12 protein-coding genes and 1 rRNA gene (1 of these 13 only partly in view) are annotated in these 13,976 nt (G+C 60.3%); 6 read left to right on the top strand and 7 right to left on the bottom strand.

All coding sequences use genetic code 11. The annotated features are described in order from the left end of the window. Positions 1-5: 5 nt before the first annotated feature. Together hpaE and K529_RS17815 are read right to left on the bottom strand one after the other, a co-directional pair. A complete protein-coding gene (hpaE, locus tag K529_RS17820; protein ID WP_046002590.1) occupies positions 6-1,517 on the bottom strand; it encodes a 5-carboxymethyl-2-hydroxymuconate semialdehyde dehydrogenase in 1,512 nt (503 codons plus the stop codon). After that, the gene (locus K529_RS17815; protein ID WP_046002589.1) at positions 1,514-1,909 is read right to left on the bottom strand and encodes a 5-carboxymethyl-2-hydroxymuconate Delta-isomerase; all 396 of its coding nucleotides are present in this window, start codon (positions 1,907-1,909) and stop codon (positions 1,514-1,516) included. Before K529_RS17815 ends, hpaE begins: the two co-directional genes overlap by 4 nt. Positions 1,910-2,037: 128 nt before the next feature. Between K529_RS17815 and hpaR the strand changes: the two genes are divergently transcribed. Next, on the top strand, positions 2,038-2,472 hold the full coding sequence (hpaR, locus tag K529_RS17810) for a homoprotocatechuate degradation operon regulator HpaR (protein ID WP_005659260.1): 435 nt from the start codon (positions 2,038-2,040) through the stop codon (positions 2,470-2,472). Here hpaR and K529_RS17805 read toward each other — a convergent pair. Beyond that, positions 2,469-3,737, bottom strand: a complete 1,269-nt coding sequence (locus tag K529_RS17805) for a glycerate kinase type-2 family protein (protein WP_046002594.1) — start codon at positions 3,735-3,737, stop codon at positions 2,469-2,471. The genes hpaR and K529_RS17805 overlap by 4 nt on opposite strands. A 209-nt stretch (positions 3,738-3,946) precedes the next feature. Here K529_RS17805 and K529_RS17800 point away from each other — a divergent pair, with 209 nt between their 5' ends. Then, the gene (locus K529_RS17800; protein WP_005640636.1) at positions 3,947-4,777 is read left to right on the top strand and encodes a bifunctional allantoicase/(S)-ureidoglycine aminohydrolase; all 831 of its coding nucleotides are present in this window, start codon (positions 3,947-3,949) and stop codon (positions 4,775-4,777) included. 69 nt (positions 4,778-4,846) lie between these two features. Here the strand turns inward: K529_RS17800 and K529_RS17795 are convergent, their stop codons facing one another. The 3 genes from K529_RS17795 to puuE all read right to left on the bottom strand — a co-directional run bounded on the left by K529_RS17795 (position 4,847) and on the right by puuE (position 8,283). Beyond that, on the bottom strand, positions 4,847-6,286 hold the full coding sequence (locus K529_RS17795) for a uracil-xanthine permease family protein (RefSeq protein ID WP_005640635.1): 1,440 nt from the start codon (positions 6,284-6,286) through the stop codon (positions 4,847-4,849). A 78-nt stretch (positions 6,287-6,364) separates the two neighbouring features. Then, positions 6,365-6,871: an ureidoglycolate lyase gene (locus K529_RS17790; protein ID WP_005640633.1), complete on the bottom strand. Its 507-nt coding sequence runs from the start codon at positions 6,869-6,871 to the stop codon at positions 6,365-6,367. Further along, a complete protein-coding gene (gene puuE / locus K529_RS17785) occupies positions 6,868-8,283 on the bottom strand; it encodes an allantoinase PuuE (RefSeq protein ID WP_005640631.1) in 1,416 nt (471 codons plus the stop codon). The genes K529_RS17790 and puuE overlap by 4 nt, the downstream gene beginning before the upstream one ends. Positions 8,284-8,481: 198 nt before the next feature. Between puuE and uraH the strand changes: the two genes are divergently transcribed. Beyond that, complete coding sequence (gene uraH / locus K529_RS17780) at positions 8,482-8,838, top strand: hydroxyisourate hydrolase (protein ID WP_005640629.1); 357 nt, start codon at positions 8,482-8,484, stop codon at positions 8,836-8,838. A 60-nt stretch (positions 8,839-8,898) separates the two neighbouring features. Here the strand turns inward: uraH and K529_RS17775 are convergent, their stop codons facing one another. Then, entirely contained in the window at positions 8,899-9,813 is a 915-nt protein-coding gene (locus K529_RS17775; RefSeq protein ID WP_005643915.1) for a LysR family transcriptional regulator, read from the bottom strand. A 109-nt stretch (positions 9,814-9,922) separates the two neighbouring features. On the opposite strand from K529_RS17775, the gene K529_RS17770 reads away from it, so the two are divergent. From K529_RS17770 to K529_RS17760, 3 genes are all read left to right on the top strand, one after another. After that, positions 9,923-11,182 (top strand): urate hydroxylase PuuD, encoded by a 1,260-nt coding sequence (locus tag K529_RS17770; protein WP_046002588.1) that lies wholly within the window; start codon positions 9,923-9,925, stop codon positions 11,180-11,182. A gap of 133 nt (positions 11,183-11,315) precedes the next feature. Next, a complete protein-coding gene (gene guaD / locus K529_RS17765; protein ID WP_046002587.1) occupies positions 11,316-12,620 on the top strand; it encodes a guanine deaminase in 1,305 nt (434 codons plus the stop codon). A gap of 860 nt (positions 12,621-13,480) precedes the next feature. After that, positions 13,481-13,976 (top strand): 16S ribosomal RNA (locus tag K529_RS17760); it runs 968 nt beyond the window's last position.

Raw genomic sequence — 13,976 nt, 5'->3', positions numbered from 1 at the left:
AGGTCTCAGTCGCCGAGGCGGGGGATCTTGTGGTGCCCGATCGCAAAGCCGATGTGCTTTTGTTCCATGTAGAACTCAAAGCTCCAGTCGCCGCCGTCGCGCCCGATGCCGGATGCTTTGACGCCACCAAAAGGCGTGGGCAGGTGGCGGACGTTTTCCGAGTTCACCCAGATCATCCCGGCCTCAAGCTGGTTGGTGAAGCGCATGGCGCGGGTCACATCGTTGGTCCATACATAGGCGGTGAGGCCATATTGGGTGTCATTGGCGATGTTCAGCGCTTCGTCTTCGTCGGTGAAGCGGATAGCGGTGAGGACCGGGCCGAAGATTTCCTCGCGGGCGATGGTCATCTGATTGGTCGCCCCGGTGAAGAGCGTGGGCGTCACAAACCAACCGGTGTCGCCGTGGCGGCTGCCGCCTGCGGCGACGGTTGCGCCGTCCTGCCGCGCGATGTCGAAATAGGAGGTCACCTTGTCGAAGTGGACCTTGTGAATGAGCGGGCCGACCTCGGTTTTGGGATCAAGCGGGTGGCCGACCTTGATGCTGTTTACACGTTGGATCAGTTTGGCCTCAAATTCCTCGGCGATGCTGTCCTGAATGAGCAGGCGCGAGGAAGAGGTGCAGCGTTCGCCGTTCAGAGAATAGATCATGAAGATCGCGGCATCGAGCGCGCGGTCCAGATCGGCGTCGTCAAAGACCACCACCGGGTTTTTGCCGCCGAGTTCAAAATGCACCCGTTTCAGGGTCGGCGCGCCTTGGGCCATGATCATCGAGCCGGTTTTGCTCTCGCCGACAAAGGCGATGGCCTTGATGTCGGGGTGTTTGGTGAGGGCACGGCCTGCTTCCTCGCCCAAGCCATTGACGAGGTTCCAGACCCCTGCGGGCAGGCCTGCGTCATGGGCAATCTCGGCAAGGATGCGAGCGGTGAGCGGGGAAAATTCCGCCGGTTTATGGACCAGAGTGCAGCCTGCGGCGAGGGCGGGCGCGATCTTCCACGTGGAGAGCATAAAGGGCGTGTTCCACGGCGTGACGACACCGACGGGGCCGATGGGCACGCGGGTGGTGACGTTCATCAGCGTCGGCGAGGGCAGCATCTGGCCATCGCGGGCCGAGAGCGCCCGGTCGGCAAAGAAACGGAAGTTCTCAGCACCGCGCAGGGCGGCCTTGGACATGAAACGCAGCGCCTGACCGGTATCCCAGCACTCGCAGAGCGCGATTTCCTCGGCGCGGGCAACGATGCCATCGGCGATGCGATGCAGGATCGCCTTGCGTTCGGTCGCAGGCAGGTCGCGCCAGGCGGGGAAGGCGGCTTTGGCGGCCTTTGCGGCGGCATCAATGTCGTCTGCGCCACCGCGGGTAACCGAGCAGATCACGCTTTCGTCGACAGGCGAGGTCGTCTCAAACGTCTGGCCAGAGGCGGCGGGGCGGGCCTCGCCGTTGATCAGGTTGGTGATGCCGGAGGCCCGGTGTTTTTCAAGAAAACCTGCGAGTTTGTCGAGGTTGGAGGCGAGGTCGCTCATGCGGGGTCTCCTGTGCTCAGATGGTCGCGGATGGTGCCGCATTTGGGGGAAAGCTCGGGGTCGATGTCGCGCATCTCCAGCGACAGCGCGATGGGGTGGGTTTTCATCGCAGGCGCGAGGAAGGCGCGGGCGGCGTCAAAGATCTGTTGGGTGGCGGCCTTGCGGGCCTCCAGCGTGCGACCGCCGCGCAGGCGCACCGAGATATCAAGATACATGTGGTCGGGGTTGCCATCGGCGATGCTGATATAGTCGGCGGCAAAAGCGCGCACCCGCACGCCCGCCATGGGAAGAATACCGGTGTCGATGGCGGCGCGGCGGATGTGATCGCACAGGCCTTGCATGTCGATAAGCTGCGCCAGCCGGGGCGCGTAGTCCAAGGTGATATGGGGCATTCGGGTCCTCCTCCCAAACTGCTTAACATGTTATGTTTGTGCGGCATCCCTGTCAACGGGTGCCTTGAAAAATACTTAACTTTGATAAGTGATTGCCAAGGCAGGGTTTGGCGGCGATACAGGGGAGCATGACACATGCATTGCCCAGAACCGATCGATCTTTGCCTATTGCCTTGTTGCGCGCGCGCGAACGGGTGATGGGGCCGGTGCGACAGTTGTTGAACGGACAGGATCTGACCGAACAACAATGGCGCGTGTTGCGGGTGGTGCAGGAAAGCGGCCCGATCGACCCGACGCAGATTGCCGATCAGGCCTGCCTGTTGTTGCCGAGTCTGACGCGGATTTTGCAAAAACTGCAGGAAAAGGGTCTGATTGACCGCGCACGCGATGAGACCGACCGGCGGCGGCAGGTGATTACGCTGACCGAGTCTGGCATGCGGGTGATCGAGGAAAACATCGACGCCAGCCTCGCCCTGATTGAGCGCACGCGCGAGAAGATGGGGACAGAGGATTATGAGGCGCTGCTGGATCTGTTGCGCAAGCTGAACGGGCTTGATCTCTAGGCGGTGGGCCGCATCAGAAGGATCTGCACATCGGCCACATTGGTGCCGGTGCCGCCAACAGTTACCAAAGCATCTACGGCTTTGAGGGCGGCGTAGCTGTCGTTATTCGCCAAGAGCGCCGCTGGGTCGGCACCTGAGGCGGTGATCGCCCCCCATGTTTGCGAGGTGACAAGGCCACCGGCTGCATCCGTGGGCCCGTCGCGCCCATCTGTGCCGCCTGAAAGAAAGACCCACTCGCCCGGAAGCTTATCTGCCGCCTGCGCGATCCCCAGTGCGAGTTCCTGATTGCGCCCGCCGCGCCCCGTTCCAGTCAGGCGCACCGTGGTCTCACCGCCAAACAGATACGCGGTAGGGCGGTCTGTGGTGGTGGATGTTGCAACATCGAGAATGCGTTGGGCGGCGTCTGACACATCGCCGGTGAGATCATCCACCAGATCGGGGACATGCCAGCCTGAGGCCTTGGCCCGGTCGCGCATCGCCTCCAGGCTGAAACGATTGGAGCCGATCAGGACATTTTGTGCAGGGGGTGTTTTGGCGCTGTCCTCGGGGGTGTTGAGATGCGCCTGAACCGCAGCGGGGAGCTGGTTCCAGAGCCCCTCGGACTGCAGCAAGGCGCGGGCGTCACCTCTGCTGCCCAAGGGAGCAACCGTGGGGCCAGAGGCAATGGCACGCAGATCGTCGCCAATGACATCCGACAGAATGAAGGCGGTGACGCGGGCCGGGGCGGCGGCACGGCAGAGGCCGCCCCCTTTGAGGTCCGAGAGGGACTGGCGGATCAGGTTCATCCGGTTGATGTCGAGGCCCGAGGCCAGCAGAACCTCATTCACGCGGGCCTTATCCGCGAGGGTCAGGCCGGGGGCAGGGGCCACCATCAGCGCCGAGCCGCCACCTGAAATCAGCATAAAGAGCTGATCTGATGCGTTGAGATCCTTGACGAGGGAGAGCACGCGCGCTCCTGCTGCCGCACTGGTTTGGTCGGGAACCGGGTGCGCGCCCGCGATGACCTCAGCACCGGGCACATCTGCGTGGTTTTCGGGGTTGGTGATGACAAGAGCCTCGGACGGTGCGTCCGGCAGGGCGGCAAGAGCTGCGCGCATCATCGGAACAGCGGCTTTGCCCACCGCAATCACGATGCGGCGGCCACCCGGCGCAAGCGGGGCAAGTGGCTCTGCGCTGAGTTGGGCCTGCACGGCGGCGGCAGGATCGGCGCGGTCAATGGCCGATTGAAAAAGCTCCAGCGCGGTCTGTTGCAGGCTGTGGGTCATCAGCGGCCCCTTTATGGTGAAAGTTGCGCCATATTGCGCGGCTCTTTTTGTGCGGGTCAATGGCAGGTTGGCGCAAGATATGAGGGCAAAAGCCGCGCGGCTTTCAAATCGAGCCATATAATCCTTCATGCGAAAGGGGCCATCATAGGGATTGGCCTAACGCCGTGGGCACGGTTTGATGGGCACAGAGATTTCAAGAAGGTTATGCGATGACAAAACCCACCTATTACGCGCCCCACGGGGGGCTGCCGCCGCAGACCCAGCTCCTGACGGACCGGGCGATGTTTACCGAGGCTTATGCGGTGATCCCGAAGGGCACCAACAGCGATATCGTCACCAGCCTTTTGCCGTTTTGGGATAAGGCACGGTTCTGGGTGATCGCGCGGCCCCTGTCGGGATTTGCCGAGACGTTTTCGCACTATATCGCCGAGGTGCTGCCCGGTGGTGGCTCCACACGGCCTGAAACCGAAACCGGCGTTGAGGCGGTCTTGTTTGTGGTCGAGGGCCAGATGGAGCTGACCATTGATGGGACAGCGCATCAGATGAGTGAGGGAGGCTATGCCTTTGTGCCGCCCGCCTCAGATTGGACGCTGAAGAACACAAGCGATGCGCCAGTGCGGTTTCACTGGGTGCGCAAGGCCTATCAGGCGGTGGAGGGGCTGGATCAGCCCGAGGCCTTTGTGACCAATGAGCAGGATGTGACACCCACGGCGATGCCCGGCACCGAGGGCAAATGGGCCACGTCGCGCTTTGTTGACCCGGCTGACCTGCGTCACGACATGCATGTGACGATTGTTACCTTTGAGCCGGGCGCGGTCATTCCCTTTGCTGAGACGCATGTGATGGAGCATGGGCTCTATGTGCTGGAAGGCAAGGCGGTTTACCGGCTCAATCAGGATTGGGTCGAGGTGGAAGCGGGCGATTATATGTGGCTGCGCGCCTTCTGCCCGCAGGCCTGTTATGCGGGTGGGCCGGGCAAGTTCCGCTATCTGCTCTATAAGGATGTGAACCGCCACATGCCGCTCGCGCCATTGCGCTGAAGGCAGACAGGTTATTAAACGGAAAAAGGGCCGCGCGATGCGGCCCTTTTGCTGTTATTCTGGTGCCTCTCAATGCGCGTCGCGCGAGGTGCCAAGCGAGCCTTTGGAGTGGCCCGACATGCCGCCGGAGACTTCTTCGGTCGACTCATCCGCCAGCTCTTCGGGCAGGATCAGGTTCAACACGATAGAGATCACGGCGGCGGGCAACAGGCCGCTGGTCAGCAGGATGCGCGCGGTGTCGGGCATATGCTGAAGCGCGCCCGGTTCCAGTTGCAGGCCAAGCCCGACGGAGAGCGAGATCGCAAAGATCACCATATTGCGCCGGTTCCAGTCCACATCCGACAGGATCGAGATACCGGCTGCGACCACCATGCCAAACATCACGATGACGCCGCCGCCGAGAACCTCAATCGGGACGGTGCGGATTACGGCGCCGACCTTGGGGATGAGGCCGCAGATGATCAGGAAGATCGCCCCGCAGGTGACCACGTGGCGGCTCATGACGCCGGTCATGGCAATCAGGCCCACGTTCTGGCTGAAGGAGGTGTTGGGCATTGCGCCAAATGCGCCCGCAAGGGCGGAGCCAAACCCATCGGCAAAGGTTGCGCCCTCGATCTCCTTGTCGGTGGCTTCGCGCCCCGCACCGCCTTTGGTGATGCCCGAGACATCGCCCACGGTTTCAACGGCAGAGACAAAGGCCATCAGGCAGAAGCCCAAGATGGCGGCGAAGGAGAACTCAAACCCGTATTTAAACGGCTGCGGCAGCGCAAAGGCGGCGGCGTTGCTCCAGCTGCCTGCGATGGAGTCAAAGCTCAGTATGCCGACCATCAGCGCGTAGATATAGCCGACAACCAGCCCCAAGAGCACCGCTGCCACAGAGAGCATGCCGCGGGTGAAGAACTTCAGCCCCAGCGTGACCACGATCACCACAATCGCTGCTGACCAGTTCAGCAATGAGCCATATTCAGGGGTGCCAATCGCGGGAACACCGCCGGCAGCGTATTGGATGCCGACCTTGACCAGCGCCAGACCGATCATGGTGACCACAAGACCGGTCACAAGGGGGGGCAGCGCAAAGCGGATCTTGCCAATCACAAGGCCGAGACAGGCGTGGAACAGGCCACCGATAAGAACCCCGCCAAAGAGCGCGGCCAGACCATCGACGCCTTTGCCCGCCACCAGCGGGATCATGATTGGCAGGAAGGCAAAAGATGTGCCCTGCACAATCGGCAGTTTCGCCCCGATGGGGCCAACAGAGAAAGTCTGAAACAAGGTGGCGATACCGGCAAAGAGCATCGACATCTGGATCAGGTAGAGGAGTTCCGGAAAGTCGGGAGAGTTGGAGCCAAACCCAAACCCGGCAGCCCCGGCGACGATGATGGCAGGCGTTACGTTGGAGACGAACATCGCCAGCACATGCTGGATGCCCAGCGGGATGGCTTTGCCCAATGGGGGCATATAGTCGGGATCGCGGAGCTGCTCCGGCGTCCCGATAGACGTATCAGACATTTTCTGTTCCCTGTTGGTTGGGGGAATCTCCCGGCCTCATTTGGCGGGTCGGGATGATCCGGATTGCGAGATCGGAGGCTAGCTCTCCGTGTCCAATGTGATCTCGGTGACGATCCACGGGTCATCAAACCAGTGTTCTTCGAGGTTGGTGCCATCGCCGATCCGGTCGACGACAATATATTGGCCGGGGGCTTCATACGGCGCGAGTACGCCGTGCCAGACACCGCGATGCAGGTTGATCGACTGGCCCGGCTGGCTCAGGAAGGCCAATGGCGTGCCGGGTGTGCCGCCCACATCGGGGGCGACGATCACAATCATCGGCACCCCATCAAGGGGCACGAAGGCCTGACTGCCTTCGGGGTGACGCTCCACCAGATCCACGGTGTAGGGCAGGTGGCGCGCCTCGGAGACAAAGAGGCTGATGCCGGCACGACCCTGCGCAAAATCCAACTGCGCCAGATCATGGTGACGGCCACATTTGCCCTGATTGATGATCTTATCCGGCTGCGCCTTGGGCACCAGCACATCACCAAATGGGGCAAACGCCTCGGCGGTCAGGGGGCGGGCAATAAGCGCGCGGCTCATGGCAGGATATCCATCAGGCGGAACTGGGCGATGCGTTCGACCTGTTTGCAGGCCTCGGCAAATTCCGTGGTGCGGTCATTGTCGATGCGGCGCTGGAAGGCTGACATGATCGAGGCCTTATCGTGGTCGCGCACCGCGATGATGAAGGGAAAGCCGTGTTTTTCCACATATGTGGTGTTGAGCGCGGTGAACGTCTCGCGTTCCTCGTCGGTCAAGAGGTTCAGCCCGGCGCTGGCTTGTTCCGAGGTGCTCTCGGCCGTTAGGCGACCGGCTGCGGCGAGTTTGCCCGCAAGATCGGGGTGCGCTGTCAGCACGCCGAGGCGCTCTTCCTCGCTTGCGGTGCGGAACATGCGGCACAGCGCGTTGTGCACACCCGTCGCGCAGTCATGCGCCGGGCCAAGTTCGAGGTCAAAGGCGCGATCCGCAATCCAGGGGGAATGTTCAAAGATCGACCCATAAGTGGCCACAAATGTCTCGCGGTCCATTTGGCTGGGACGGGTGCGACGCTGATGGGGATGGGTGCTGGCCCAATGTTCAGCGATCTCAAGACGGCGCGGGCACCAGACGCCCTCGTGGCTCTGGATATGATCGATAAAGCGTTTGAGCGCGGCGATTTTGCCCGGACGTCCCACCAGACGGCAATGCAAGCCAATGGTCATCATCTTGGGCGCGCCTGCGTCGCCTTCGGCATAAAGCGCATCAAAGGCATCGGTCAGATATTGCCCGAAATCCTCGCCCGTGACCCAGCCGGGGGCCGTGGCGAAGCGCATATCGTTGGCCTCTAGCGTGTAAGGAATGATCAGCTGATCGCGGTCGCCGACTTCCAGCCAATAGGGCAGGTCGTCATCATAAGTGTCCGAGATGTAATCAAAGCCGCCCTCCTCGGCCACGAGGCGCACGGTATTGGCGCTGCAGCGCCCGGTGTACCAGCCGCGGGGACGGTCGCCGACCACCTCGGTATGAAGGCGGATCGCCTCTTTGATGGCGGCGCGTTCTTCATCCTCGGGCATGTCCTTATGTTCGACCCATTTGAGGCCGTGGGAGGCGATTTCCCAATCTGCGTCCTTCATCGCCTGCAGCTGTTCGGGGCTGCGAGCAAGGGCAGTGGCGACGCCATAGATGGTCAGCGGGATACCAGCGCCAGTGAACAGGCGGTGCAGGCGCCAAAAGCCTGCGCGCGCGCCATATTCATAAATCGATTCCATATTCCAGTGGCGCTGGGCGGGCCATTGCGCCGCACCGGGGATGTCAGAGAGGAATGCCTCGGAGGCCGCATCGCCGTGCAGGGTGCAGTTCTCGCCACCTTCTTCGTAGTTCAGCACGAACTGGACGGCGATCTTTGCGGAATTGGGCCAAGCGGGATGAGGGGCCTGCGCCCCATATCCACGCATATCGCGGGGATAGCGTGTCAATTGCGAGTCTCCGGTTTATTTGTCGTTTCATTGTTATACATAGGAAATGGTCCTTGGGCTTTACCGCAATTTTTGAAAGTGCTGTTTGATGCTCGTGCGTGCATCTCGGGCAGCGCGGGCGCAATATGGCGGCAAATTCAGCAGCATATGATCGGCCGAGGGGCAGCGCGCCCAAGGGCCTGAGAGGAAAGGCAACAGATGAGCGGATATCTGACCACACATGTTCTGGACACGGCGCGGGGGTGCCCCGCGGAGGGCATCAAGATCGCGCTATATAAGGTGAGCGGTAATTCCCATAAGAAGATCGCCGAGACCGTGACCAATGCCGACGGGCGCACCGATTCCCCGATCCTGCCTGCCGAGACCTTCATGACCGGCACGTATGAGCTGATTTTCTTCTGCGGGGATTACCTGCGCGCCTCGGGTCAGGCGGGGGATGATCCGCTGTTTCTGGACGAGGTGCCGATCCGGTTCGGCATGAGCGAGGCAGAGAGCCACTATCATGTGCCGCTTCTGCTGTCGCCCCATGGGTATTCCACCTATCGCGGCAGCTGACGCATAGGTATTTGGGAAAAGATGAAGGGCAGGCCGCAAGGTGCTGCCCTTTTTCATGGCTCAGGCGGCATCCGCCGGAAGAGATGCAAGGATGTGGTCCACCATGAAATCGAGGAACAACCGCACCTTGGGGTCCTGATGGCGGCGGTGCATATAAAGACAGGCCATCTGAATGGTGGCGGGCGGCTCGTCCGGCAGCACCGGGACCAAGCGACCGGAGGCGAGATGCTCGGAGATTTCAAACACCGGTTTCAGAATGATCCCATGGCCGTCCAGCGCCCATTGGGTGAGCACATCGCCGTGGTCTGATTCATAGGGGCCTGAAACGGCGACCCGGCGGATGCCTTCGGGGCCATGCAGGGGCCACTGAAATTCCGGCGCGCCGGGGTAGCGCAGGTTGAGGCAATCATGGGCCTCGGTTTTCAGCTCGGCGCTGGATGTCGGCATGCCGCGCGCCTTGATATAGGCAGGCGATGCGCAGAGCACGCGCGGACAATCAGTGATCTTGCGGATCTTGAGGTTGGAATCTTCGGGCAGGCCCAGAAAGAAAGCCGCATCCAGCCCTTCGGCCGCGAGGTCGAGTTTGCGATCCGACAGGCGCAGGCGAATATTAATGAGCGGGTAGGCCGCGTTGAACTGCGGCACCGCCGGGGCAATCAACCGCTGTCCGACCCCCAAAGGTGCCGCCACATAGAGCGTGCCGCGCGGGGTCTGCGTCACATTGGAGATGTCGGCCTCGGCTTCTTCGACGGCCTCGAGGATCTTGACCGCACCATGGTAGAACAACTGGCCCTGTTCCGTGGGGTGCAGCAGCCGGGTGGTGCGCTGGAACAGGCGCACTTTCAGGTGTTCTTCGAGCTGCGAAATCCGTGACGAGGCCACGGCGGCAGAAATACGCATATCCCGCGCTGCGGCGGACATATTGCCGAGCTCATAGACGCGGACGAAAGTGCGGATATTGTTCAGATAGGCCATGACGGGGATTTCATTGTTAGCTTATGTTTGAAGCAGCTTGGAATTTTTTCCTGATACACGAAAATAACCCGCTCGCCTAGGGTCAGGGCAAACGCGCAAGGAGTGAGCTATGCAAGAGCTTGTAATCATGTGGGACTGGCTTGCCTTTGCCGTCCGCTGGCTACACGTCATCACCGCCATCGCCTGGATCGGATCGTCCTTTTATTTTGTGGCGCTTGATCTGGGGCTGCGGAAAGTCCCGCATTTGCCGGTCGGTGCCCATGGCGAGGAATGGCAGGTGCATGGCGGTGGTTTTTACCACATCCAGAAATATCTGGTGGCACCGGCGAACATGCCGGACCATCTGATCTGGTTTAAATGGGAGAGTTACGCCACATGGCTCTCTGGTGCTGGCCTGTTGATGATCGTTTACTGGGCGGGCGGCGAGCTTTATCTGATCGACGCTGGAAAGGCCGATCTGGCCCTTTGGCAGGGCATCCTGATTTCGGGCGCATCGCTCAGCGTGGGCTGGCTGGTCTATGACTTCCTGTGCAAATCGCCCTTGGGCGAGAAGCCGACGCTGCTGATGGTGCTGCTGTTCGTGCTGCTGGTGGCCATGGGCTATGGCTACAATCAGATCTTCACGGGTCGTGCCGTGATGCTGCATCTGGGGGCCTTTACCGCCACCATCATGACGGCCAATGTGTTCTTCATCATCATGCCGAACCAGCGCATCGTGGTGAAAGACCTGCAGGAAGGCCGCACGCCGGATGCAAAGTATGGAAAGATCGCCAAGCTGCGCTCGACCCATAACAACTATCTGACCTTGCCGGTGATCTTCTTGATGCTGTCCAACCACTACCCGCTGGCCTTTGCCACCGAGTATAACTGGCTGATCGCGGCGCTGGTGTTCCTGATGGGGGTGACGATCCGTCATTACTTCAACACCTGCCACGCTGGCACCGGCAATCCGACCTGGACCTGGCCTGTGACCATACTGTTGTTCATTGCCATCATGGCATTGAGCCAAGCCCCCCTCGTGCAGGACACCTATGAGGAATCCGAGGCACGAGAGCTGACCCAAACCGAGCTGGCCTTTGCTGGCTCGGAACATTTTGAGGATGTGATGAATACGGTGCCGGGGCGCTGCGCCATGTGCCACTCGCGCGAGCCTTATTATGACGGTATCCGCCGCGCGCCCAAGAATGTGCTGCTGGAGACTCCTGCGGATGTGGCCAAACACGCGCGTCAGATTTACTTGCAGGCTGGCGCGACCCACGCGATGCCGCCCGCCAATGTGACCTATATGGAAGACGAAGAGCGCGCGCTGATCCGCAAATGGTATGCCGATGGCGCAAAAGACCTGCCCTTCTATATGGCGGGCAACTGAGCCACCCCCGAGGCCGGGGCTGCGACTCCCGCCCTGATCCTGCGCCCATCCGACGCCCGCCGGGCCAGACACCGCGCGTGCGGTGTGGCCGGGGCTGACACTCTCTCTATATATCTGACGAAAGGCGAGCCGAATGTCCGCTGTTGCCAAAATCCTGCGTGGCCGCACGCTGAGTTTTCACGCCGAGCCAACCGGCCCCGAGGATACCGCCGCCTATAGCTATCGCGAAGATGGCGCGATCCTGATCCGAGAGGGCCGCATCACGGCCCATGGCGACTACAGCGATATTGTGCGCGAGGTCCCCGAGGCAGAGGTGGTGGATCATCGCCCGCATCTCCTGATGCCCGGCTTTATTGATCTGCATCTGCATTTCCCACAGGTGCAGGTGGTGGCCTCCTGGGGCGAACAACTGCTCGATTGGCTCAACACCTATACATTCCCTGCGGAGGTGCAGTTTGCAGACCCTGCGCACGCGGAACGGATGGCCCGCGGGTTCTTCGATCTGATCCTGGGGCATGGCACCACCACGGCAGTCGCCTTCTGTTCCGTGCACCCCACCTCGGCCGACGCCTATTTCGCCGAAGCCGCCGGCCGCAATATGCGGATGATCGGCGGCAAGGTGATGATGGATCGCAATGCACCCGAGGGTCTGACTGATACGGCGCAGCTGGGCTATGACGAGACCAAGGCGCTGATCGAGCGCTGGCACGGCAAGGGGCGGCGGTCATACGCGATTTCGCCTCGGTTCGCGATTACCTCGACGCCCGCACAATTGGAGGCCGCCGGGGCCTTGGTTGCCGAACACCCCGACGCCTATGTGCAGACGCATCTGTCTGAGAACCGCGACGAGATCGATTTTACTCTCAGCCTCTATCCGGATGCGCCGGACTATCTGGGCATCTATGAACGCTACGGGCTTGTCAGTGACAAGACCCTCTTGGGGCATGCGATCCACCTAGAGCCGCGCGAGATCGAGCTTCTGACCGCAACCGGGGGTAAACCGGTGTTTTGCCCGACGTCCAATCTGTTCCTCGGCAGCGGGTTGTTCGATGATGCGGGCCTGCGCGCCAAGGGCATCCTCAATGGCATCGCCACCGACATTGGCGCGGGCACCAGTTACTCTATGCTGCAGACCCTGAATGAGGGCTACAAGATCTTGCAATTGCAGAACCAGAAGCTGCACCCGCTGCGGGCCTTCCACTGGATCACCCGTGGCAATGCTGAGGTGCTGGGGCAGGTCGATCAGATCGGCACCTTGGATGTTGGAACGGAGGCCGACATCGTGGTGCTGAATGCAAAAGCCACTCCGGCAATGGCGCTGAGGGCAGAGGCGGCAACCTCGCTGAGCGAAGAGCTGTTCATCCTGCAGATGCTCGGCGATGATCGCGCCGTTGCAGAAACCTATGTGGCGGGCGAGGCGATGAAGCCAAGAAGCTGACGTCCAGCAAGGTATCTATGGAATGTGACGGGCGCGGCGGTTTTTTTCCTCTGCGCCCGTTTTGGTTTGTGGATTTGAGTCGGGGGCTTTGGTGTGATTCCGGGCGGATCTTGTTTGATTCCGGTGCCGAGTCTGTGGGTAAGTGGGGTTTGGTTGTGGATAAGGGGTGTTGATGGGGGATTTGGGTGTGTGGGGGTGATTGGTTTGAGGTTTTTGGAGTGTGGTCTGGGTGTGTGCTTGAGGAAATGTGAGTGGTTAAGTTATTGATATTATGTAGTAATGATAGAAACTTCACTTTTGTTGTGTGATTTTTGAATTTTGGGGTTGCGGGTTTGTTGGTCTAACCATAGAACCCCCTTCACCGGCGGCGCTGAGGCGCTGCTGAGAGACACCGGACGGGACGCTGAGCCAGCGAGGCGAGGCGGGAGCGACGGGAGATGACGGGCCGGAAAGACGGTTTAGACGCTCAGGAGAGACTGGGGCATTCATGGTTGGATGTGGGCGGTGGCGCTGCAATATTTGCGCGACGGTCTGCTTTTGGGTCTTGGATGTTTGCTCTTTGACATTGTTGGATAACTGAAGAGATATGTGGGCGGTTTGGTTCATTTCGATGGATCAACGTCTGTATATCAACGCTCTTAGGACGCAAGTTCGATGATGGAGTGTCAGCTTCACTGTCTTGTTCGGCTTCGGTTTCTTTTGAAACCAAGCACAACAGACAGAGAATAATTGGTTGCAATTCTGGTTCCTAGCCGGGTCAGATCGCAAGTTAGTCAGCCCCCCGTGGTTGATTGATTTTGTTAAAGCAACCAGTGATGTGCAGAGGTTCGAACGTCAAGGATAGCAACGTAAGTTGCTTTCAACTTGAGAGTTTGATCCTGGCTCAGAACGAACGCTGGCGGCAGGCCTAACACATGCAAGTCGAGCGAGATCTTCGGATCTAGCGGCGGACGGGTTAGTAACGCGTGGGAACGTACCCAAAGGTAGGGAATAGCCACTGGAAACGGTGAGTAATACCCTATGTGCCCTTCGGGGGAAAGATTTATCGCCTTTGGATCGGCCCGCGTTAGATTAGATAGTTGGTGGGGTAACGGCCTACCAAGTCTACGATCTATAGCTGGTTTTAGAGGATGATCAGCAACACTGGGACTGAGACACGGCCCAGACTCCTACGGGAGGCAGCAGTGGGGAATCTTGGACAATGGGGGCAACCCTGATCCAGCCATGCCGCGTGAGTGATGAAGGCCTTAGGGTCGTAAAGCTCTTTCGCCTGTGAAGATAATGACTGTAGCAGGTAAAGAAACCCCGGCTAACTCCGTGCCAGCAGCCGCGGTAATACGGAGGGGGTTAGCGTTG

Source organism: Tritonibacter mobilis F1926, from assembly GCF_000376545.2.
GTDB classification, from domain to species: Bacteria; Pseudomonadota; Alphaproteobacteria; order Rhodobacterales; family Rhodobacteraceae; genus Epibacterium; species Epibacterium mobile.
The sequence above is the reverse complement of the archived record's forward strand: the minus strand, read 5'-3'. Positions and strand labels throughout refer to the sequence as shown.